Below are 23,265 nucleotides of genomic sequence, written 5' to 3'. Positions count from 1 at the left end.
AACTTTTTAATTATTTTCAATTCAGGCCCAATATGGAGCAGTGTTGCTGTTTAGTTTCCTAAGTTCGGATTTAATTGCAGATCGCCGGATGGAATAGGCAAATAGTATTGCGGCGTTCCAATTGGGGCATTTTCTGACGGATCTCTGTTAGCAATAACCTGGGTTAGCAGCTGTAAACGTACTATATCAAACCACCTGGTATATTCGCCCGCAAATTCCCATGCTCTTTCATTAATGATCGCTTTTATAAAATCTGCACTTGATAAACCACCCAAAGGAACTAAACCGGCACGTGAACGTACTGCATTAACACTGGCGTAAGCCTGGTCATTGGCAGCGCCGCTCCTGGCTTGTGCTTCGGCATATATCAATAAAACATGGGCATAGCGCATCATTTGAACGGTACCACTTGAACCGTCAGTACTGCCCTCAACGGGTGCCCTGAATTTCTCAAAATAAGGATGTTTTACAGCATCGCTCTGCCATGGTATGGTTGTACCATCAGACTTTTTAATGACGGTGTGGAAAGTGGCATCTTTTCTTGGCCCGGCCGGGAAATCATTGAAAAATTTGATTTCGGTAAAATAATCATCCCAGCCGTTTTCTTCTCCGGGCATTGCAGAAGAACCATAAAGTGCATTTGAATTAAACCAGTTACAGGTACCGCAATTATGAATGGCAAATACTTCTTCAGATGTTGTTGTTCCTACCCTTGTATTCTGCCATAATGTGCTCAGATCAGATACCAGATCAAAACCATAGGCAGCCTTATTGTCAATTACCTCTTTTGCCTTGGCAGCTGCCAAGGCATATTTTGTATTATCGTTAACGGGCCAACCGCCTTCTGTAAGGTAAACATCTGCAAGCAGTGCTGACGCGGCGCCTTTTGACGTACGACCGGCATCTAATTTTTTGTTCTGCATCAGTTTTTCAGCATTCAGCAGATCGCTTTCGATTAGTTTATATACTTCGGCAGGAGCAGATGTCCCCACCTTTAAAACATCCGGGTTATAAACTTCCGATGTGATTAGCGGGATCTTTCCCCATAGTCTGATAAGCCAGTAATAATCAAGCGCGCGCAGGTAATAAGCTTCGCCCAGGATTTGATTGATGGTGGCAGCATCGCCTGTGGTTGATTTATAATTGTTAATGATGTTGTTAGCACCCTGTATAGATTTGTAACAGCCGTTCCAGATATTGAGCATCCTTCCGTTAAGATTGGAAACATGGTATTGATCAAACTCCCGCAAATCGGCCTTGTTGCTGGCCGGATGTGTGGTCAGGTCATCGGAGCCCATTAACACAGCAACTACCGCTGCTGTAGTAAACCCGCTTACCCAGGTGGTTGACAATGGTTTATAAGCACCTACCAATGCTGCATTTAAACCGGCTACGGTACTTAATGCCTGCGTTCCTACTACCTGTCCTTTAGGGTCTTCTACCAGCGCCTTTTTACAGCCCATTACCGACAGGATCATTATTATAATTAATATCTTTTTCATAATTTATCTTTTCTATAAGTTTAAAACTTGAATATCGCGCCCACATTAAATGTCTTCGAGTTAGGATAAGAACCAAAGTCAATGCTTTGGGTAACATCCGAACCCGAACCCGCGTTAGTGGATTCCGGATCAAATCCTTTATACTTGGTTATGGTAAATAAATTGGTTGCACCTATAAATAGCTTAAGGTCCACATTTTTAATAGTTCCTTTTGGCAGGTGATAAGAAATATTCAAGTTCTTTAGCCTTACAAAGTTTCCGTTCTCCAAAAAACGGCTCGATTCAAAATAGTCTGTATTGGTTGAACTGAATGCAGGTATATTTGATGTTTCATTAACACCGGGTATATACCTGTTCAAAACCCCTACGTTGGTAGCTTGCTTGGCATCTGCATTAGCGGTTATGGAACTGGCATAAGTGTAATCAAGCTTACTAAAACCTAATAACGACTGTACAAATATATTTACTGAGAAATCACCATAAGTAAAGGTATTATTCCAACCCAGCGATTGTTTAGGCGTACCGTTTCCGATGATCTGAAAATCACTACCGTTTATCGCATTGTCCCCGTTCAGATCCTGATAGTGTGAATCACCCGGCTTATTGCCATATTTGGCAGCTTCGGCAGCCTCATTTGGTTTCCAGGTTCCCAAATATTTCAATCCCCAGTATGACCCAAGCGCATAACCGGGTTTAATAATAAATTCAGGTTGGGTTGACAGGCCCGCACCTGCGTTTGCAACACTTTTGTCTGAAAACACACTGGCTAATGTACCTAAGCTTTTAACAAGATTTTTTTGAAACGTTATATTAAATGAGCTCGACCAGGTAAACTTACCTGATTGTACAGGTGTACCACCAATGTTAAATTCAAGCCCGCTGTTTTTCATTTTCCCTACATTACTGATAATGTTCCCTCCACCGGCATAGGCAGGCAACGGAAGGGATAAAAGCAGGTCCCTGGTATTCTTAATATAGGCATCGGCTGTAAAACTCAATCTGTTGTTAAATAATGACAGGTCTAAGCCCACGTCTTCTGCTTGTGTTGTTTCCCATTTCAGAAAAGGATTGGCGGCATTACCCAGTACAATCCCTGAAGAAACCGACGTATTGTTAAAACTGTTGGCAGCAGAAAAGGCATCGCTAAGATAGGTTGAAAGCGTAGCATAAGGGTTAATGGCCTGGCTACCCGTTAAACCCCAACTGCCCCTGATTTTAAATGTATCAAAAAGATTCAATTTTTTAATAAAGGGCTCTTCAGAAAGCTTCCAGCCTAAAGCCACTGATGGAAAGGTACTTTCCTGGTTAGTGGGTTGAAACTTTGAAGATCCATCCCGCCTGACAGAAACGGTCAGCAAATATTTGTCTTTATAAGCATAATTTACCCGGCCTAAATAAGAGATTAAAGCTGATCCTGAATAAGCAGAACCTGCCGATTGTGTAGTAGATAAGGCAAGGTTATCATAGCCCAGGTTGGCAAACGTAAGGCTATTAGCATTGGCGCTAAATCCCGTTGAGGTATATTTTTGTTGCTCAAATACCGCGGTTACATTTAAGCTATGTACGTTGTTGAACAGGTGCGAATAGTTTAAGGTATTGGTATTTTGTAAATTGAACAATTCTGTAGATGTGCGGCTGGCGTTTGGAATGTTATTGGTGACAGATGGTCCGGAATAATTTTTTCCCTGAATATTTTGATAATCTACACCAAAACTTACGTCTAATGAAAGGTCCTTGAAAAAATGGTAATTCGCACCTCCGTTTAAAGTTACATTAGAGTTGTCGACGATATTTTCCACGTCGTTTGCCAAAGCAACCGGATTATAACGAATAGAGCCCAGCGGATCTACAATGGTATATGTTCCGGCGGCTGTCCTTACCGGTGTAGTGGGTGCCCATGCCAAAGCCTGGTTAACAGAGCCACCGGTACCCTGATTATTTGTATTCAGGGTTTCTCTTCGTATGGCTGAAATGTTAAGCCGGGTGGATAACTTATCAGAAAACTGTGAATTAATATTTGACCTTAGGGCATACCGTTTATAGTTTGAGTTGATAACTATACCATCCTGATTCAGATAATCTCCTGAAATAAAGAATTGGGTTTTGGCATTGCCACCTGAATAGCCTAATTTATATTCCTGTCCGGGCGCTGTCCTGAAAACTTCATCCTGCCAGTTAGTTCCGCCAGTAACCCTGAAATTATCTATCTGCGCCTGGGTAAAATAAGGTGATATACCAAGAGCCGTATTTCGGGCATTTACCGTGGTAGCAAAATCAGCCGCACTTAGCAGATCCATTTTCTTGATAACCCTTGATGAATAAAATATGGGTGTAAGGGTTATTTCCTGCTTTTCAGCATTTCCTTTTTTGGTGGTAATTAAAACTACGCCATTTGCTCCCCTGCTACCGTAAATTGCGGTGCTCGATGCATCTTTCAAAACTTCAATATTTGCAATATCATCAGGGTTCAGGTTGTTAAAATCGCCGCCTATGAAACCATCAATAACATACAGCGGATTGTTATCCCCAAGTATCGAATTGGAACCTCTCACCCTGATCTTAACATCACCACCGGGTGCTCCGGAATTGCTAACCACCTGCACCCCGGCAACCCTGCCTTGTAAAGCCTGGTCAACACGGGTAACCGGTTGATCCTTAAATTCTTTGGATGACAGGCTGGATAGGGAACCGGTTACATCAGATTTCTTTTGCGTGCCGTAACCGATAACAACCACTTCTGACAGGTTTTTACTATCTGGCAACAGCTTTACGTTAACCGTAGACCGACCGTTGATATCGACTTCTCGTTTTATATATCCGATGTACGAAAACACCAGCGTGGCATTTGCTGATGCCACATTAATTGAATAATGGCCGGCATTATCGGTGACCTGCCCCGTTGTAGTGCCTTTTACCCCTACGCTTACCCCGGGTAGCGTAATTCCTTTTTCATCTTTTACAATACCGGAAACGCTCGATGTTTGGGCACCGGCAATAAATGAATGGAACGCAAATAACAGGACAAATAAAGCTACCAGCTTTCCTCGCCGAAACACTTGCCCGGAATCAATATTCAGCGGTAATGTAATGGGTAAAGCCCCATTAATGGAATGTAAGTTTTTACTCATAATAAATAATTTTGTAAATAATTAGGTTATCGAACGTTACCATCCATGCCAGCTAAATCAGTCAACTCAAGGAGGCGGGATATAACAATTGGTTGATACAAATGAATAGAAAAAACAAGCAGGTGAGTGCGCTGTAACGTCCATATTATGCGCTCAAATAACCTAAAAAAGCCCCATAATGAGCATTATGAGGCTTTTTAGCTATTTAAAGTATTGACTAACCTGTTTTAACTTCTTTTATAAACTGAGATGGCGTTTTTCCAAACTCTTTTCGGAATGCTTTTTGAAAGTATGAAACACTCAGTATCCCGATACGTTCAATAAGCTCAATTTGGGTTACATCTTCGTGGGTCATGATATAAGCGGCTTTTTTCAATCTGATAGTTCTCACAAACTCATTGATAGACTGGTCTGAAATACTTTTTATTTTTTGATAAAGCTTGGAGCGGCTTGTAAACATGTGGCGGCAAATGAAATCTACGTCCAGTTCCGGTGTTTGAATATTAGTTTCAATCAGCTTAATTAATTTATCTAAAAATGCTTTGTCTTTAGCCGAATGTACCAATTCGGTAGCTTCTGCATAATAATCCTGCGTGTACTTTATTTTTAGCTTTTGCTTTTGCTCAAACAGGTTATGTATAGTTAACAACAGCAAATCGGTACTTAACGGCTTGGAAAAATAATAATCGGCGCCAGATTCCAGCCCTTCCAGCCTGGCTTCCAAAGCGTCCTTTGCTGATAATATCAAAAAAGGGATGTGGCTTGTTTCAAATTTCTCCTTTATCTGTTTACATAGCTCAACGCCATTCATAACCGGCATCATCACGTCGCTTATTATTAAATCCGGAACTATTTCAATAGCGAGGTCAAGTCCCTGTTTCCCGTCAACCGCTTCATATACCAAATAGTGCGGCTGTAACACATCCTTTAAAAAAGATCTGAGCTCATCATTATCTTCAACCAGCAAAATATGTTGCTTAGCAGCAGTTTTCATTTTGGTTTCCTGCACTGGTATCTCAGACTGAGCGGGCATAAGAATCTCTGTATGGTCAACTTTCTCCAGCATAGTTACTGCTTGACCTGCATTATGCGCATTTCTTTCAGCCTGTGAATAATTTACCGCGCCAAGCGGAAGCGCTATAATAATTTCAGTCCCTTTATAACGCTCACTGTAAACATAAATATCGCCTTTGTGCAATAATGTTAAGCTTTTCACCAGTGCAAGTCCCACACCTGAACCCAGGTGGTTATTACTGATCCGGTAATAACGGTCAAATATCTGACTAATTGATTCTTTTGAAATGCCAATACCTGTATCTGCCACTCTGAAGTATATATATGAGCCGGCACGATGTTCATTTAACAAACGGTATCCGGCATCATAAGCCGGTTTGAAATCATCAAAAGCAAAAAAAACATCAAGGGTAATACCACCTCCGGCGGGCGTATATTTAAATGAGTTGTTTAACAGGTTAAATAGTATTTTTTCAACAATTTGCTGGTCAAGCCAAATTGATGTGTGCTGCTCTGCAAGTTTTAAAGTATAGGCTATGTGTTTATTATCGGCCAGCTCCTCAAATTCATCAAACAGGGCGTTGATAAACCCACTGAGGCTTATCCGGGTTACCCGGAGCTTAACGGCGCTGTCTGCCACTTTGCGAAAATTCATCAACTCATTGATCAGGTTGATCAGCCTTTTAGCATTCCGGTACATGATCTGGTAGGTATGCTGATAAGCGGTATAGGTATTTTCTTTAATTAAACTTTCTAAAGGGCCAATTATCAAAGTTAACGGCGTCCTGAATTCGTGCGATATATTGGTAAAAAAATGCAATTGCTGTTGATAAAGCTCTTCTTTTTGCTGATGCATCTCTTCGCGTTTCTTTTCTTCCACATCACGTACGGCAAGCTCACTTTTTAGCCTGTACCACCGGGCCTGATAAACATAGATGCCAACCAATCCAGAAAGAGCTAGTATAAAATATATAATTTTGGCCATGGTTGATTTCCACCAGGGAGGAGTAACAATAATTGAGAGAATGGCTTTGTCTTTGCTCCAAACCCCATCATTGTTAGTTGCTTCTACTATTAAGGAATAATCTTCATAATCAAGATTGTTATATGCGGCTGTAGGATTATTGCCATTCGTAAATTTCCAATCTTTATCAAATCCTGTCAGTTTATACCGGTACCTGCACTTCTGCGGATTTGCATAATGCATAGCAGAAAAAGAGATTACAAAATTGTTTTGAAGGTAATTCAGATTAAGCCTGTTGCTATAACTTATTGATTTTTCCAATATAATTTCCGAAGTCCTCTCCTCACCTACTACCACTCTTTTACTATTGACGATGAGATCAGTAAATACAGGATGGGCTGCTATTTTGTTTGTTTTAATACTATCCGGAAAAAAATAATTGAGGCCGTTGATCCCTCCAAAATACAATCTTCCGTCTTTACCCTTATAGGATGCGCCTACTTTAAAACTATTTCCCTGTAAACCATCATTTTTATCAAACCTTACCAATTTGTTATTGCCAGCATCCAAACATTCCAACCCATTACCACCCATCCATACTCGGCCTTTATCATCCAGCTCAATGGTTTCCACATCATTAAATACACCATACCGGCTGCCGTACGTTTTTACCCGATAGGTGTTATCCTTTTTTAACACCAGATAGTCCAGACCGCCACCTATGGTACCCACCCAGTATGAACTGTCACTTTGTTTTTGTATAGGAAAAATATAGTTGGAGCTCAAAGAATTAGGCCGGCTATTTACCTGGTAGTGGAAAGTTTTGATAACATGGCCTGAGCTATCAATAACCAGCCGTGTAAGACCATGTATACTTGAAACAAGTAATTCAGGTTTGCTTTTGTCTGCCCATATCAGGTAACCCGAGCCCGAACCCCAATATTTAACCCGGTATAGGTTTTTTTTATCTTGGCTTATACAGCCAAACCCATTATAATAGCTGCCAAACCACATATTACCATAACAATCCTTTGTTAAACTGGCAATGGAATGGACCGGAAATTTTGCATAACCGGCAGGGTGCCACAAACTATTGCGTTTTTGGTTAACGATATCAATACCTTTATCAGTCCCTATCCATAAATTGTGGTCATTGTCTAATTCCAAAGCATCAATTTCATTGCTTTTCAGTTTTACCGCGCTGTTTTCAGCATTATAACGGGTGAATTTTCCAGTATGAAGATCATACTCATTCAAACCGCCGGCATTGGTACCTATCCAAACCTTTTGACCGGATTCCTCCACTATTGATCTGATGTGATTCCCTGACAAAGTATTAGGAACCTCTGGGTTATGCTGAAAGGTATAAAACAGTTTCGCATTCAGATCGCAAAAATCAACTCCACCGCCAAAAGTGCATACCCATAAACATTCAGAACGGTCAATAAATATTTTATCCAGGTAATTGGTATTCAAGCTTTTGACAAAACTCTGCGTGGTAATAGTTTGTTTTAAATTAAACGCCTTATCCAATAAAAATAGCCCGGCATCGGTACTAACCCAATAATTCAGCTTTTTGTCCTGTATAATATCATTGATAAATGAACAGCCCGGGATCAGAAAATGTTGAAAGGAGTGTATTTTTAAAGCCGGTGCACCTAGTGACGACAACAATTCCCGGCTGTTTTCCTTAGCTAAAACAATGGTTGTACCTTGCACAACCAACACCTGATTTTTGCGGTTAAGAAATACTTTACTTAAATTATTGAAGTAACGCCCTACACCATCAATAATATCAAAATGCCAGAAATGATACGAACGATCCAATACCCAGGCACCACGATTGCTTGATAACCAGATATTACCTGCGTTATCAAGGGTCATATCAGTATATCTGATGCCACGTGGATAGTTTAAGGAAATATCTACTAAAGTTTTACCGCTTATTTTAAATAACCTGAATTGATCTTCTGCAAGAGTGGCTAACAAATTACTTTTTAAAGCAAGCAATCGGGTGTAGGTTTTATTGCCGGTATTGTGCTGTACGTTATCAACATCCGTGTATTTCTCTGATTGGGGGTCAAAGAATTGAATACCATCTTCTGAACCTAACCAAATTCTGTCATTTTCATCAAGGCACATGCTTCTGATCCGGTTCTTGAAGGAATTACTCTTTGGGACACTGTTATTATAAAACCTTTTGATAGCATGTCCGTCATACCTATCCAATCCAAACAAGGTAGCAATCCAGATAAATCCAAGCCTATCCTGTTTAATCTCTTTAGCGTCCGTATGCGATAGTCCATCATCAACAGTCAGATAAGAAAACCTTAAAGGGTTTTGCTGGGCATTTACAGCCATCTTTCCGGAAAGAGTAAAAAAAAATATAATGCCTGCCCTCGCAAAGGTTTGAACGATTACTCTCCAGTTCATGATCATTATTAAACCATAAAGTTAACATTCCAGAGGAGTAATTGGTTAATTGAAGTAATCTGATAATTAAATCAATACACCTATCACGGTCAATCATATAGCACATACATCAGGCTGCAATTCTCCCGGCCATGTGTGTTTTGTATCACTTTTCATATAAGCGTAACAATATCAATCAGCCGGCTATTTCCTGAACGAGACATTCTCCACATGTTCGCCGATAAAGATGCCTGCCATATCTGATGTTTTGTACCATCCCGGCATACCCGGCATTTTATCAGTTATCAGTTTTCCATTAATGCGAAGATTTTCGAATACCACATTTTTGACATTCCTGAGATCATCGTAGCCGGCGATTATTGACGTCATTGCGTTGTTGCCATTGTAACTTAGGTTTTTGAACGTAACATTTTCTATGCCCCTTCCTGGTGATGTACAATATTTTTTATTAAAAAACACACGCAGATTAAGCAATTGCCCATGCCGAAAATCCTCAATCCGAATATTGTCGAAACTGACATTTCTGATCAGATTGCTATCGCCTGCGTTTAAACTCAGGCATCCCTGGTAATCTAATTGACCTTCCATATGATCCAATATATCCAGGTTTTGATAAGTCAGTTCTTCAAGAACTACAGGGTCTGTTGTGCTGCCGTGCGTACCGATCAGTATCGGATGGGCCACATCAGCCCAAAGTGTCGAATTTTTCATTATTACGTTTTTGCAGCCGCCTTTGAATTCTCCACGGGAACCATAGACCGTTGTACAATCATCCGAATTTCTATTAAATACCCCATCGAATACGACGTTTTTACTTGAAACAACATTCATCCCGTCTCCCCACCGCCAGTAGCTGATTGCTTTTACATTGTTGATCATGACATTTTTCGAACCTCCGGTGAAGCACTGACTGGAAATAATACCGTCTACCTCTACATTCTTAGACCAGGCAATTCTAACCCCTTTGCCGGCAGCCTGTTCGAGCATACCCCTTCCCTGTATCTTAACGTTACTAACCTTTTCGATTAATATCTGGCCGCTTACCACCGCCCCGCCGGCGATATATACGGTCTTTCCAGCAGGAACTTTTAACTTCCCTCCAGCTATCTGGTGATATCCCGGACCGAAGTAGATCACATTTGTATCGTTTGGCGCGGGTATATTTTCCTCTATTGGATTTGCAAAAAGCTGAAGGTTACCGAAAATATCGCCATTAACTTCTATTGATAGATTGGCCGGTTTTTTCAATTTGAAAAAAATCGTCCGGTTTTTCAAATCATGTTGAATACCATAAGAAAGCGGCCTGATTCTCGCGGTCTTGACCGGGCCTTTATTGAAGGTAACGGAAACCTCAACCTCACCAGAGAAATCGAAATAGGCCATTGATGAAGCCTGTTGCTGATGTTGAGTGCCGATGACCCTATCAACTTTAATGAGATATGCGGGCAGATCCTGCCATTTTCCGCCGGGAACTCTTACACGCACTGTAAAGGATTGATTTTGGGCGATACCAACAGGAGCCGGATAGGCTTTGAGCTTATTCTCAGCTCGTCCGCGGCTTACAAACACAAGCAGAAAGCATATAATACATAAAAATTGTCCGAATGTTCGATACGTTCTAATTTGTTTCATAAAATATTAGGAACAGCGCTTACTGCTTTTCGTGAAAGACAAGAAGAAACATTCGGGATACTCAAACAAGCAATTCTTACTTAACGAAGCTTTCAGCCCGTAAAACCAGGTCGTTATATTTCCAATTTATTTCAGTTACATTTTGAATCTTTCGATTTGAGGTACGCGTATGTTTTATTTTAAAGCGATTAGAATTTTACTTGTATTTTTTTGAGTATAAATATTTCGCGCTCTTATATTACCTAATGGCGGCCTGCCTGATCAGATCAAAATCGGCTCCAATTATAAAGCAGTGCATTTGAGTCTCGGGGTATACCCGGGTGTTTAAATATTCAAGATAAACGAAACCAGTATTCAGGATTTGTTGCAAAAAGTTGCATTCCGGCATGAGCAGCAGGGGCATTCAAAACACTTATTTTTTCTCCATTATAATCCCTATTATAAAAGTTGTATCGTCTAGCACTTTCCATTTAATTGAGGTTCGTTAAGTACTAAATTCAAAGCCCGTTAACTGCTTACTGACCAAGTGGCCCTGCCTTTAAACGATAGCCTGGTCAATGCTACCTGGTAATATCGAAGGGCCTTGGTGATTGTTGGAAAAGGCAGATCTGCATGTTTTTTCGATAAAAATTTTAATAATATGAGTATGACATTATTTAAATCATGTCCTTAGTTTAAAGAAACGCAATTCCGGCTTTTCACAATCATATTCCTGATAATTAAAACTTAAACAATGAGCCATTTAAAACCAAGAAGCCACCTGGTGCGGGTATCCGAGATTCTCACGACAAAAAAGTATCCGTTTAAAATACCAACTGGATGATTAAGTATGGTCATTGTGGGTAAGTCCTCACTGCCAAACCATGCGGAATTTAGTAGCGACGGCCTCCCATCCTCCGAAGAGCAGTTTTCAATAATTAGCACAACCAATTAATTAAACATTCAATAAATTATGAGAAAAGCAGTACTTAATTACAAAGCGTTTGCAGCGCTATTTACCATACTGCTGGCATTGGTAAGTTTTCGCGGCTTCGGCCAGTCGACAGTGTCGGGACAAATCACCGACGCAAAGACGCATGAAACAATTATCGGTGCCACAGTAAAGGTAAAGGGCACATCAACAGCAGTTGCGACAGATGTGAAAGGCAACTTCAAAATTGCCGCTTCACAGGGTGAGATCCTCCAAATCAGTTATTTGGGCTTCAGTCCTTTAGAAATTGAAGCGGATCCCAAAACGATTATGCATATCAGCCTTAGCGCTGTGCCGAATGACCTCAACGAGGTAATCGTAGTCGGCTACGGCACCAGGAAAAAAGAAACATTAACGGGTGCGATCTCCCAAGTCGGATCTGAAGTGTTCAAAGACAGACCGGTACCCAACGTGGCACTTGCGCTGCAGGGAGAGATTCCGGGTTTGGTAGTTACCAGAAACTCACCCAGGCCGGGCAATGAAAATTTGACCATCAGGCTACGCGGGGAATCGTCCACTTCGGCTGTTTCACCGCTGATCATTATTGACGGTGTGCCGACTGTAGCAGATTTTGAGATCAGCACTTTAAATCCTAATGACATTGAATCAGTCACCGCACTTAAAGATGCATCTGCTGCAATTTACGGTGCACGTGCGCAGGGAGGTGTATTATTGATCACAACCAAACGAGGCAAGGGAAAACCTCGGATTAATTACAATCCAAGTTATAGCATAAACACGGTTGCTAAAACAGTTCCCTGGGCCAATATGATGCAGTGGGCCAGCCTTTATCTTGAAACATCAATGCAGGACAGGGTCGATGCGTCTGGCACCCCAATCCAGTATCTTCCGCAATGGACACTTGCCAACCTGCAGAGAATGGCAAACGGAGAATCATTTGATTATACACAGCCAAGCGGATTGGTATCGCATTATGGTGATAATAACTGGCAAAGGGCACTTTACGGAAATTCAAATTCACAATTACAGAATCTCTCGCTCACGGGTTCAACAGATAATACAGGTTATGCAGCATCTTTGGGATATTCGAACAATAAGTCCGTTCTTAAAACAGCTTATGACGGCGAAGTAAAATATAATGCCCGCTTTAACTATGATTACCAGATCTCTAAAAAAGTAAAATGGCAATCAGGTATCGCGTACGATACAAGAACAGTAAAAAGCCCCAGAAATGGCGTCGGAGCAGGCTTTTTTGATGCCCCCATTTTTCCCGTCTACAACAGCGTTGGTAATTACTATGATGATTATGGTTACCGCAACCCGGTCGCGATGACGCAGGCAGGTGGTCGTATCAGGAATACGGACAACTTCTTTCGTTTCAACACCCGGCTCTCGGCAAATATCATTGACGGTTTAACAATAAGCGGAACAGCAGCAATCACCAAACGTGACGGCATGAAAAACGAATATAATCAAACTTATAATCTTTACAGCTGGACCGGAGACCGTGTAACTTCAACCATTTATAATCCAGCTTTCGTAGGGGAAACGATCACAAATACCATCTATAACAACTTCGGTGTCCTCGCAGATTACAATAAGACCTTCGCGCAAAAGCACAATGTGGCAGTTACATTAGGCAGTACTGCCGAGCTTCAGGAAGACAGGGTTTTGGGCGCTGGGCGCACAGGCCTGTTATACCCGGGCCTTTACGATTTGAATACCGCGACCCCGGTAAACGCGACCAATAACAGCTCAGACGTTAAGGTAGGGCTAACATCGTACCTTGGACGTTTTGACTACGATTATAATAAACGCTATCTTCTGGAACTGATTGGCCGTAGTGATGCCTCTTCCCGCTTCGATGCTGATCATCGTCGGCAAAACTTTTACGGCGTTTCGGCCGGGTGGGCCTTATCAGAAGAGAGTTTCATGAAGCCATTAAAGTTTGTGAACTACCTTAAGGTGCGTGCGGGCTATGGAGAAACCGGCGGACTCGGGGGCGGCACGAATGGCTTATCAAGCACAAATGGTGCAATTGGCGCTTTCAACTATGTATCCGGCATTGGCGCCGGAACCGCAATATTCGGTAGTACAGCCGCCGTACAGGGTACCAACTCAATCTCCAATATATACAATGTCGAGCTGACCTGGGAACGGATGCTGAACAAAAATATAGGAGTTGACTTCACCTTATTCAGCAACAAGCTTAGCGGATCCTTTGATGTATACGAACGTAAAAACACAGGGTTAATCCTCAGCTTGATTTATCCTGGCGTATTAGGTGCAAATGCGCCCCCAAGCAATGCAGGCAACCTCAGGGTACGCGGGTTTGAAGCAACGCTCAACTGGCGTGATAAAATTGGCGAGGTTTCCTACAATATCGGCCTGAATTTAAGCAACAACAAAAACCTTTTGGTGAAGCGAACCGGCGCAACTGCCATCGCACCCGGACAAAACCTTCCTTTACAAGGATATCCGCTCAATTCACTTTTCCTTTACAAAACGAATGGGGTATTCCCAACACAGGCTGCCGCAGATGCCTATACCGCGAAATACACCGCGAGCACCACTGGCAACCTTGGCTCCATGACCGGAAATAGTAAACTGCGTGCAGGCGACCTAAGCGTTGTTGATTTGAACGGTGACGGTGTTTTGAATACAAGTGACCTGTATTTTGCAGGTGATGCTGATCCCCACTATACATTCGGTACAAATCTTGGTATACGCTGGAAAAATTTCGACCTTTCCGCCTTCTTCCAGGGAGTACTTAAACAAAATTTATTGCGTGGCGGGAATGGCAGAGCTCCATTCTTTCGCAATTACTTAAATATCAATACGTATTATATTGGAAAAACATGGACACCGGATAACACCGATGCCCTGTACCCGAGGTTATCATTTGACAGTAACCGGAATAACTGGAACTGGGCAGTTAATGACGCAAACATGGAAACTCTCCGTTATGTTCGACTGAAAAATATGATCATCGGATATACCCTACCAAAACAATGGATGGACAAATTAGGCATAAAGCGGGTGCGGGCATACGTTTCCGGGAACGACTTGCTGACATTCTCATCTGTTAAGGACGGCTTTGATCCGGAAAGAGGAACCTCGTCTGACAGCAGCTATCCTTTCATCAGAACATATACATTCGGCCTGGAAGTTGGATTTTAAATATTGTGGATAAATGAAAAATTTAAACTATATAATAGCGCTATTCCTGATTATTTCAGCAAGCGCATGCAAAAAGACATTTTTGGATCTGAACCCGATCGACCAGCCTACGACAGCCTCGTTCTTTCAGAATGCGGCCCAGTTCAAATCATTTTCCAATGATTTTTACAATAAAATGATAGGCTTTCGTCCTGTAAAATCCGATGTTCAGGGTGCCGGAAATAGTAATATTTACGATTTCATGGACGCAGGCTCCGATTTGACAGAAGCAATCAGCACTTACGGTCAAGGTGCAGTATCGACACCGCAGACCGATATTTACTGGTTAAATACCTATGCCTATATCCGTGCCAATAATGTATTGATCGAAGCAGCGGATAATTACACCGGTGACAAGGCAGCGATCAAACAATATGTGGCGGCAGCTTATTTCTTTCGCGCCTGGCACCATTTTTTGCTTTTGAAGAGATTTGGCGGAATACCACTGGCGACCAAAGTACTGAATGTAAATTCAGCTGACCTTCAGGCACCGAGAAACACGCGCTACGAAGTAGCAAATCAGATTTTTAAGGACCTCGATGTTGCTATCGCAGGCTTGCCATTAGAGGCATCCATTGCAGCAGCAGATAAAGGACAAGTAAGTCAGCAAGCAGCCAAAGCTTTTAAAGCACGTGTGCTGCTTTATGAGGCGACCTGGGAGAAGTACGTTAGTACCTCTACTGACTGGGCTCAAAACCAGAAAAAGGCCGACAGTACAACAACATGGCTTACGCAGGCTGCTAACTTAGCCTCCCAGGTAATGACAGACAATACCTATTCGTTGTTCAATGGAGTAGACACATTGAGTTATTATTACATGTTCAACCTCGATGATGCCAATTCAAACCCGAAAGGATTGACCAAAACAGCTAATAAAGAATATCTCCTATCAAGCCACTATGACTATACGCTTTTACAAGGCAACGCTAACTTAACCCACACTTTAGTAGGTTGGGGACCTTCCAGGAAAATGATGGATATGTATCTTTGCACGGATGGGCTTCCTTTTACGGTGTCCCCACTGGCTAAAGGGTACGCAAAAATGACGGACGAATTTGAAAACCGTGAATGGAGATTACGCAGCCTAGTCGTTATACCTAAAAAGAAATATTGGGGATTTGGTTCAACGACCGGAGCAAATTATAATTTGGCTAATTATATTACGACATTTAATTTTCCGGCTATCATAAAGCCTTACTATCCGGACCTATATACGAATATAAACGGCGGTTACCCGAATCGTAAATTCTGTTCTGAAGAATCAACAAGGGCCGATTACCAGGAATCTTATGATTATCCCCAAATACGCCTTGCGGAAGTCTATCTGATTTACGCGGAAGCAAAATGTGAGTTGGGCGGAGGTTCTATTTCAGATGCAGATCTGAACATATCGATTAACAAAATCAGGGCACGTAACGCGGTTGCCCCGCTTACCAACGCCTTAATTGCCCCATACGCAAGTCTTACCATGCTGGGGGAGATCAGAAGGGAACGTGCACTTGAGCTTTACCTGGAAAACAGCCGCTTTGATGACCTGAAACGGTGGGGCATAGCCGAAACAGAATTGAATAAGCCAATCGAGGGTATGGTTGTGCAATACAACGGCCAACCGACTGAAACCGCGACCGGCACGAATCCCATTACCCAGAGCCCGATCTATAATCCGGCTAAATTTGTTTACGGTATCGATAATCAAACTGGCGCGGTCATACTGGACCCGGCCAGTAACCGGAATTTTAAACGGATGCATTATCTGCTGCCCATTCCAAATGATCAGCGTTCTCTAAATCCGAACATCGTGCAAAATCCAGGTTATTAAAAACAAAAGGCTGTATTATAACTGATACAGCCTTTTGTTATTTGATTTTATATCCATTATTCAGGATTTCAAGCCCATATAATCAAACACAGGCCCTTGCTACTCCATCTCCTCATCCAGCGAACCTGTTCGGATTATCAATGCAGTATTGAATTTATAAAGACTAAATATATTAAGGGCAGATTACCAATACGAACTTGCGCCATTGTTTGATCAACAAATACCAGAATATCAGTGATATATTGATGTTTTGACAAGATCGAATTTGAGACGTTTCCTCTTAGTCTTCCCATAGAATCAATGGACTCAGGTCAATCTCTGCAATGTTATTTGGGTATCGACATAGCTGCTCATTCAGATACCATAATTCCATTTATCATTGCGATTATAAATTACGGCTTTCGCTGCGATTTGAGTCGTATTCCTATTGTAACAGAACTTTCATGTGGGGCAGGGAAACCGGCACCGGCCAACATGAAAATTCTGCGATCAATTTTTCAACAAACGGATCTCGTATACAGGACCGGCGACCGACCCTTTTTCCGCCAGGAATTTAACGTTGATGGATAGATCACCAGCGTAATCCAAACCACCGGGGAGGTCATAAGCCAACGTAAAAAAGGAATCCTGTTTAGCATTGATATGATCGACTTTTTTCAGTTCCCTGTCGTTTACTAAAATGGACAACTTATGATTACGTTCTGTCCCGAAATCACGAGGTCTGTCGAGTGCAGAACGGGAAGGCCCGACATGGTATGCATGGTTGTCCGGTCAGGTAGTAATCATTACCAACCCTGATCATATCCGGATCGGAGAACTCCTCATAAAAAAAGGGATTTGTAAAAGTACCATTGCCATTGTCGGACACCCAGGTACCTGTTTCCCATAAAACATGGCTACGACCATTCTTGTTCTGTGCATACAGGTTTTTTCCCGCTACTGAAAGGAACAAAAGAACGACTGTTGCAATCTTAAATTGATAGGAATATTTCATAATTCTTTTGGGGGCCAGATTGGTTGTTCAAGTGATCCCGGCCATTGCTGTCTAAAGAACTAAAGGCGGAAAAATCCGCTGATCCGGGGCAGACCTTCCCTCGCAATCCAGCTATTTTTCAACAAGGGAGACTGTCTTACAGTTGGCTAACCGGTCCCATTTCAGTCATGGCCGGTTGTTTTTTCAGTTTTAAGCCGGATCACACTCAGGGAAAAAGGTGGTGCTACATAATTTTCAAGTTCGGACGATCCGATATCCTTTTTTACTGATCGCACCACGTCAGGACCACTGATGGAATTTTTATCTGAAGGCGCACCTTTCAATAACTCGAGGGTAGCATTTCTTTGTTGGATTTTCAACCCGGCAAGGTCTATTGTTGTATTCGCTTCCTTTCCCCCCGCATTTACAATCTTCAATATGATATCCCCTGTACCGCTGTCTTTTACACAAGAAGCCGCGAGCGTTGAATCTGTTTGGGCGGCAGGCAATCTAAATTTAATCACATCGGATAGATAAATGTCCCCCTGATTGGCAGAAAACATTTGCTGAACAAAATAATTGGCTGTCCGGAAAAGGGTTTTATTATTAAAATAAATCAGATCAGGGTTCCACGAGACATGCGAAAGATTGGCTAACAAAGGGGCGTATGACGCCATTTTAACAATGTCGCCATTCCTTTCAAGACCGGTCATGAATGCAGCCTCGGATAATGCATTGATCAGGTTGTTGCCCCATGAGGCATATTCTCCAATGTAAACTTTTGATTTTGGCCGCCGGAACCCATCGTAGCGGTTATTATTGTTCAGGAACCAGGCCGGCTTTTGATAAAAATGTTCGTCAACAACAGGAACGTTCAATTTGTCTGCAAATTTCCAGCCCAGGTCGTAATCTTCGCCCGAAGGAAAGGGGCCAACTGTACCAACTATTATAATTGCCGGATATTTTGCACGCACCACGTCATAAATAATTTTAAACCTGTCCCTGAAATCGGCGGTTTGTTTATCTTCATTGCCGATACCGATATATTGCAGGTTAAAGGGTTTAGGATGGCCCGCTGCAGCCCTTTTTGCGCCATATTTCGAAGTTACCGGCCCATTAGCGTATTCAATAAGATCGAGGACATCCTGGATATATGATTTCATATCCGCCGGTGGCAAGGCCTTCTGACCAGTTCCCCCTACCCCTCCCGAATTCTGACAACTCACGGCCGCCGCAACAACCGGCAAAGGTTTAGCACCAATATCTTCACAGAAGCGGAAATACTCAAAAAAACCAAGACCATAACTCTGGTGGTAATGCCAGATATTCCTTTGCTGGCTGCGGAGTTCTACAGGGCCTATGGTATTCTTCCAGCGGTACATATTGTCAAGGCCATCCCCATGAACAAGGCAGCCGCCCGGGAACCTCATGAATTTAGGTTTCAGGTCGGCGATTGCCTGCGCCAGGTCTGCACGCAGCCCATTCTTTTCACCCCTGAATGTATTCCTGGGAAAAAGGGAAACCTCGTCAATGGCAATTTTACTTTTGGCCAGTGCCAGAACTGTTAACTTCGCAGAATCAGCATCGGCAAGTGCTTTAATCGAACCGGTATATTTCGTCCATATTTTTCCGGCCGTTTTAAAGGAAAACTGGCCGTAGGAAATGCCATTTTTGCCACGAAGCTCCACCTTAACAGGTACCCGGCTCCCTGTAATCAGTTTGATATATACAGAAAAATCATAGTTTTCACCTGAATGCAGGGCGATCCCGTCGAAACCACTATTGGTGATGCCAACACCTTCTGTCCCGGGATCATCTATATCCAGAACAATATAATGAGGGTTAACCGAAGCAATGGGTTGTGCACTTTCGACAGTTATTTTTCCATAACCGTGACCTTCCGTCGTGTAATCCCAGAAACTTAGCGGATTCCATTTTTTGTTATCGCCCGGGCTGTATTCAAAAGACCGGTTTTGTATCAATTCCGCATATAAGCCCCCATCTGCCGAATAACTCAAATCTTCGAAGAAAACACCAAAGAGATCCTTGCTGATCGGCTTCACCGACTTTTGGCCAATATGGCTCTGCACGGATATGTGCTGTTGCGCCCGCCCGGTTACCGGCAGCAAGGTAGTTAATAAAAGAGGGTACAGTAAGTTTTTGTTAAAAAGGTTCATATAACGTTGGTTATGTCATCATATTTAAGTCCAAGTAATTGCGCATACTTGGTTTACTTGAATCCAAAAAAATTTGATAATCGGCGACACAAATTAATCATTTTTGCATTTCTGGCATAATTAATTGTTTTTTTAACAATTAATTTATATCTTTTCCAAAGCGATCATCACCGTAAAAAGCGAGCTCCGATTTAACCCGGGAACATATAGCACTAACTAAGTTTTTGAATTTCGCACATTGCTTGCTTTCCTGTTAAAATACCTGCGTATTTTTAACTGATTCGTTTCCGGGCATGTATCTGGAATGATATCCAGCAATAGATATTATCGACCGATCAGCCTCAAAGCCACATTTTTAGGTATTTCGATCACCGTACCATGAGCCATTTTCAGGTCGGTAACTTCCCGCTGCCAGGTTTTGAGATCGGCAGATACGAACATATAGGCGAAGTCGCTTTCAAATGGGTCTGTGAACAGGCAATAACGGTCACCGATCCGGACTACAGAGGGACCTTCATCCCCGGTTGAAGGAGTTACAGGTCCATGTTCGTTTCCCCACGGACCTTCAGGCGTTTCACCAGCCCTGAAATAAATGGTAGGAACCTTTGAGTTATCATCCTTTTTATAGAACAAAAGGAACCTGTGTTCTGTGTCCTTATAAATAAAAGCATCGATGGGCCCTTTATTTCCGGGCGCGCCTCCGGCCGGAAAGCCATTTCTGAACAAAACTTCAGGTTTACTGAACGTTTTAAAATCAGGGGTGGTCACATAATAGATCCTGCCCTCCCCGCCTTTTTTCCAAGGGCCGACGTTCGAGGACCAGTAAATCATATATCTCCTTCGCTCTGTGTCATAATAAATTTCCGGAGCCCAGCAGTTAGTGGTACTGTCGATTGCCGCGCCTACCGGTATTGCCTGTTCTTCACCCCAGTGTACAGGGTCTTTAGAGGCAGCATATCCTATGGTCTTACTTTTCCAACCGGTTGTCCAGACCATCCTGTAGACACCGTCCGGGCCAAGGTTGATACTCGGGTCTCTGACCAGCTTTTCGCCGACCCGTGCCGTCGCCACTACATTTCCCTTGTTAACGGGAACCCAGTTTATGCCATTGGTACTTACGGCAAGATTAACGCCGGCGTCCTGTTTAAGAAAGTAGGAAAAAAGGAAATACTGTTTTGCTGTTGTATCGATGGCTGGTTGGGCGTGTAAAAAGGACACACTTAATACCCGAAAGACACAAAACCCAAAAATGATTGTTTTCTTCATGTTTTTTATGAGCTTTATATAATCAGGCGGGTCATAACACCTGATTTAGTTTTAAAAATCTGCAGACCTGATAACCATAGTTAAAAAGCAACCGGGCATATCTATTCATGATATGAAGGTAACATCATACTCTTCACGGAACCGCTTCGTGAACGGGAGTCGAATCCCTGATCATATTGACAATTTTTACACTCATAGTGAATTAGGAGGACCTTAAAGAAGGAATATAAACTATCATTAAAAGAAGAGCGAATACAATTGTAATTTCAACAATTAAACCTGGTTAACGACACCGGCAGAACGAAAGTGCAGGTGAGCATTCTCTATTCATAACTGATCTTCAAATTGAACCGGGTAAAACATTTAGCTCAGCACGCCTTTAGGCATCCGAAACGCTACCTGTAGTCGCCCCATTCATTCGGACGTGGATACCAATAACGATGTCATTACTACCCCCGTCTATAATTTTTCCGCTGATTTTGCTTCTATGCACAGATCATAACAGAGAATGACCACCAGGAATAGGTTGGCAGACCAGTTCTTTCTTTGAGATGTAAAGCAGATTACTCATAATTTCACTTATTGATAATTAGGTAACTAGTTTCTTCCGCTTAATTAAGCCAGCGTAGTTGGATCACATCATAAGGTCATTATTACTTGGACATGAAAAGTGTTGCCGGATACTCTATTCCCGTTCATTTTTTTTCATTAATTTAAAGTCGGACCCGCACAAACAAAAAAGCATGAAATATCTCTTCCAGCTTTTACATTACCTATAAATCAAAAACACTGAAGTTTGTATCACCATATATTTTTGAACATTTTAAAAACCGGAAGATATTTACCCATTGGCTTATCCCAGGTTGATTTCCTATAACCGGTGTCTCAAATATGATGGCTTATGCCAATAAAAATGAACTGACAATCAATTATGGTTTCAACTCTACATAGGTAGGCAAATCACGATTACAAGACAGTTTCCCGTCGGCATACCTAAGTTCCACTACTTGGATACTGGATCGTTGCTTTTCGTAGCGGTTCACCTTTGCTCCGGTGTTTCCGGGGTGTAGAAAGTAAAACAGGTAAGCGCGACCGTTCGCACTTATCCGCACATCACAGTGCCCGCCCTTCACACCGTCATCCCGTCCCTTGCCTGGTTCGGTAAGCAAGTTGGCACCGGGCTGTCGGCTCCACAAAAGCAGATCGTCGGAGGAATAGACAGCCAACCCCTGCCAGACATCGGTGATCATCCAATACTTGTCCTTCCATTTAAAAACCTTGGGCCCTTCTCCCGGCTGGTCGTAAATTGCTTTCTTCCCGTCGGTCCAATGGTATAAATCAGGGCTGTTCGCAAAATAAATAGATTTATGGTCTTTCTCATTATTATACCACATACGCCAGGTACCGTCCGGAAGCCGCAGGACGCATGGGTCAATAACGCTATTATTGACCAAGTGTAATTTAGATTCATATTTCCAATCCAACAGATTTTTACTGGTGAGGTGGATGATGTTCCGCGGATGATGCCAGTCATTGAACACCCCGGGTACATAAGTAAGGTACATATGGTAAATACCTTTATAATCAATCACTTCCGGAGCCCAGTAAGTATAGCCTGAATCGGGCTTATAACTGATTTTAGCAATACCGTGATATTTCCAATCAGCGCCGTCGGTGGATTCTGCGATACCTATCTCCGTGCCATGCACCCAGGCCACGCCACCATCGGCGGTGTCGGTTGCACGCCGGTTGGTATAAAACATAAACCACTTTTTTTGGGCGGAATTCCAGATCAGGGTTGGATCGGCAGCACCATCATAAACCGGATCACGGAATAACGGTTTGGGAGCAGGTTTGCCTTCGCGGCTCTGCCCGGAAGCGCCGTAAAATGACAAAACACAAAGTACCAGTAATGAGATTCTTTTCATCCTTATATTATTTTGGTTAAAATTGGTTAGCGACAAAATATCGGCGTGCCGTTATAATGCAAATCAAAGTAAATTAAATCCGATTTGGCATGTTATGCCTAAAATCGTCAAATAAGGGGTACAAATTCGCCTTTAACCTCCTATTTCAGCGTTGCCTGTCCTTCTGCTATTCCATATTTGTTTAAAATGTTGCAACCGGCTTATTTAAGTTTAACACCATGGTTTTTTTCTGAATTTGAAGCTCTGTCTTTTGTTCCGGTATTCTTAATTTTAAACATT

9 protein-coding genes and 1 pseudogene are annotated in these 23,265 nt (G+C 42.3%); 2 read left to right on the top strand and 8 right to left on the bottom strand.

Annotation, left to right across the window (positions count from 1 at the left end):
* Positions 1–50 precede the first annotated feature (50 nt).
* The 4 genes from BLR84_RS02410 to BLR84_RS02395 all read right to left on the bottom strand — a co-directional run bounded on the left by BLR84_RS02410 (position 51) and on the right by BLR84_RS02395 (position 10,673).
* Complete coding sequence (locus BLR84_RS02410; protein WP_090463797.1) at positions 51–1,502, bottom strand: RagB/SusD family nutrient uptake outer membrane protein; 1,452 nt, start codon at positions 1,500–1,502, stop codon at positions 51–53.
* Between the two features lie 20 nt (positions 1,503–1,522).
* On the bottom strand, positions 1,523–4,630 hold the full coding sequence (locus tag BLR84_RS02405; RefSeq protein ID WP_090463794.1) for a SusC/RagA family TonB-linked outer membrane protein: 3,108 nt from the start codon (positions 4,628–4,630) through the stop codon (positions 1,523–1,525).
* Positions 4,631–4,847: 217 nt separating this feature from the next.
* The gene (locus tag BLR84_RS02400; protein WP_176851926.1) at positions 4,848–9,041 is read right to left on the bottom strand and encodes a two-component regulator propeller domain-containing protein; all 4,194 of its coding nucleotides are present in this window, start codon (positions 9,039–9,041) and stop codon (positions 4,848–4,850) included.
* Positions 9,042–9,224: 183 nt separating this feature from the next.
* Positions 9,225–10,673 carry a glycosyl hydrolase family 28 protein gene (locus BLR84_RS02395; RefSeq protein WP_090463788.1) on the bottom strand — a complete coding sequence of 483 codons (1,449 nt, stop codon included), beginning with the start codon at positions 10,671–10,673 and terminating at the stop codon, positions 9,225–9,227.
* A gap of 952 nt (positions 10,674–11,625) precedes the next feature.
* Between BLR84_RS02395 and BLR84_RS02390 the strand changes: the two genes are divergently transcribed.
* Positions 11,626–14,784 (top strand): SusC/RagA family TonB-linked outer membrane protein, encoded by a 3,159-nt coding sequence (locus tag BLR84_RS02390; RefSeq protein WP_090463785.1) that lies wholly within the window; start codon positions 11,626–11,628, stop codon positions 14,782–14,784.
* Between the two features lie 13 nt (positions 14,785–14,797).
* Positions 14,798–16,642: a RagB/SusD family nutrient uptake outer membrane protein gene (locus BLR84_RS02385; protein WP_090463783.1), complete on the top strand. Its 1,845-nt coding sequence runs from the start codon at positions 14,798–14,800 to the stop codon at positions 16,640–16,642.
* A 489-nt stretch (positions 16,643–17,131) separates the two neighbouring features.
* Here BLR84_RS02385 and BLR84_RS02380 read toward each other — a convergent pair.
* The 4 genes and pseudogenes from BLR84_RS02380 to BLR84_RS02360 all read right to left on the bottom strand — a co-directional run.
* Positions 17,132–17,338: pseudogene (locus tag BLR84_RS02380) on the bottom strand (DUF6805 domain-containing protein); the annotation flags it as partial.
* A gap of 459 nt (positions 17,339–17,797) precedes the next feature.
* Complete coding sequence (locus BLR84_RS02370) at positions 17,798–19,792, bottom strand: alpha-L-arabinofuranosidase C-terminal domain-containing protein (protein WP_090463777.1); 1,995 nt, start codon at positions 19,790–19,792, stop codon at positions 17,798–17,800.
* A gap of 324 nt (positions 19,793–20,116) precedes the next feature.
* Entirely contained in the window at positions 20,117–21,010 is an 894-nt protein-coding gene (locus BLR84_RS02365; protein WP_176851925.1) for a glycoside hydrolase family 43 protein, read from the bottom strand.
* Between the two features lie 977 nt (positions 21,011–21,987).
* Entirely contained in the window at positions 21,988–22,986 is a 999-nt protein-coding gene (locus BLR84_RS02360) for a family 43 glycosylhydrolase (RefSeq protein WP_090463771.1), read from the bottom strand.
* Between the last annotated feature and the right edge of the window lie 279 nt (positions 22,987–23,265).

This window comes from Mucilaginibacter sp. OK268 (assembly GCF_900103125.1).
Classification (GTDB): domain Bacteria; phylum Bacteroidota; class Bacteroidia; order Sphingobacteriales; family Sphingobacteriaceae; genus Mucilaginibacter.
This window is presented reverse-complemented; position numbering and strand designations above follow the sequence as displayed.

Excerpts from the sequence above, each read along its gene's own strand:
- BLR84_RS02410 (WP_090463797.1), bottom strand. The coding sequence starts at position 1,502 with ATGAAAAAGATATTAATTATAATAATGATCCTGTCGGTAATGGGCTGT.
- BLR84_RS02405 (WP_090463794.1), bottom strand. The coding sequence starts at position 4,630 with ATGAGTAAAAACTTACATTCCATTAATGGGGCTTTACCCATTACATTA.
- BLR84_RS02400 (WP_176851926.1), bottom strand. The coding sequence starts at position 9,041 with ATGAACTGGAGAGTAATCGTTCAAACCTTTGCGAGGGCAGGCATTATA.
- BLR84_RS02395 (WP_090463788.1), bottom strand. The coding sequence starts at position 10,673 with ATGAAACAAATTAGAACGTATCGAACATTCGGACAATTTTTATGTATT.
- BLR84_RS02390 (WP_090463785.1), top strand. The coding sequence starts at position 11,626 with ATGAGAAAAGCAGTACTTAATTACAAAGCGTTTGCAGCGCTATTTACC.
- BLR84_RS02385 (WP_090463783.1), top strand. The coding sequence starts at position 14,798 with ATGAAAAATTTAAACTATATAATAGCGCTATTCCTGATTATTTCAGCA.
- BLR84_RS02370 (WP_090463777.1), bottom strand. The coding sequence starts at position 19,792 with ATGAACCTTTTTAACAAAAACTTACTGTACCCTCTTTTATTAACTACC.
- BLR84_RS02360 (WP_090463771.1), bottom strand. The coding sequence starts at position 22,986 with ATGAAAAGAATCTCATTACTGGTACTTTGTGTTTTGTCATTTTACGGC.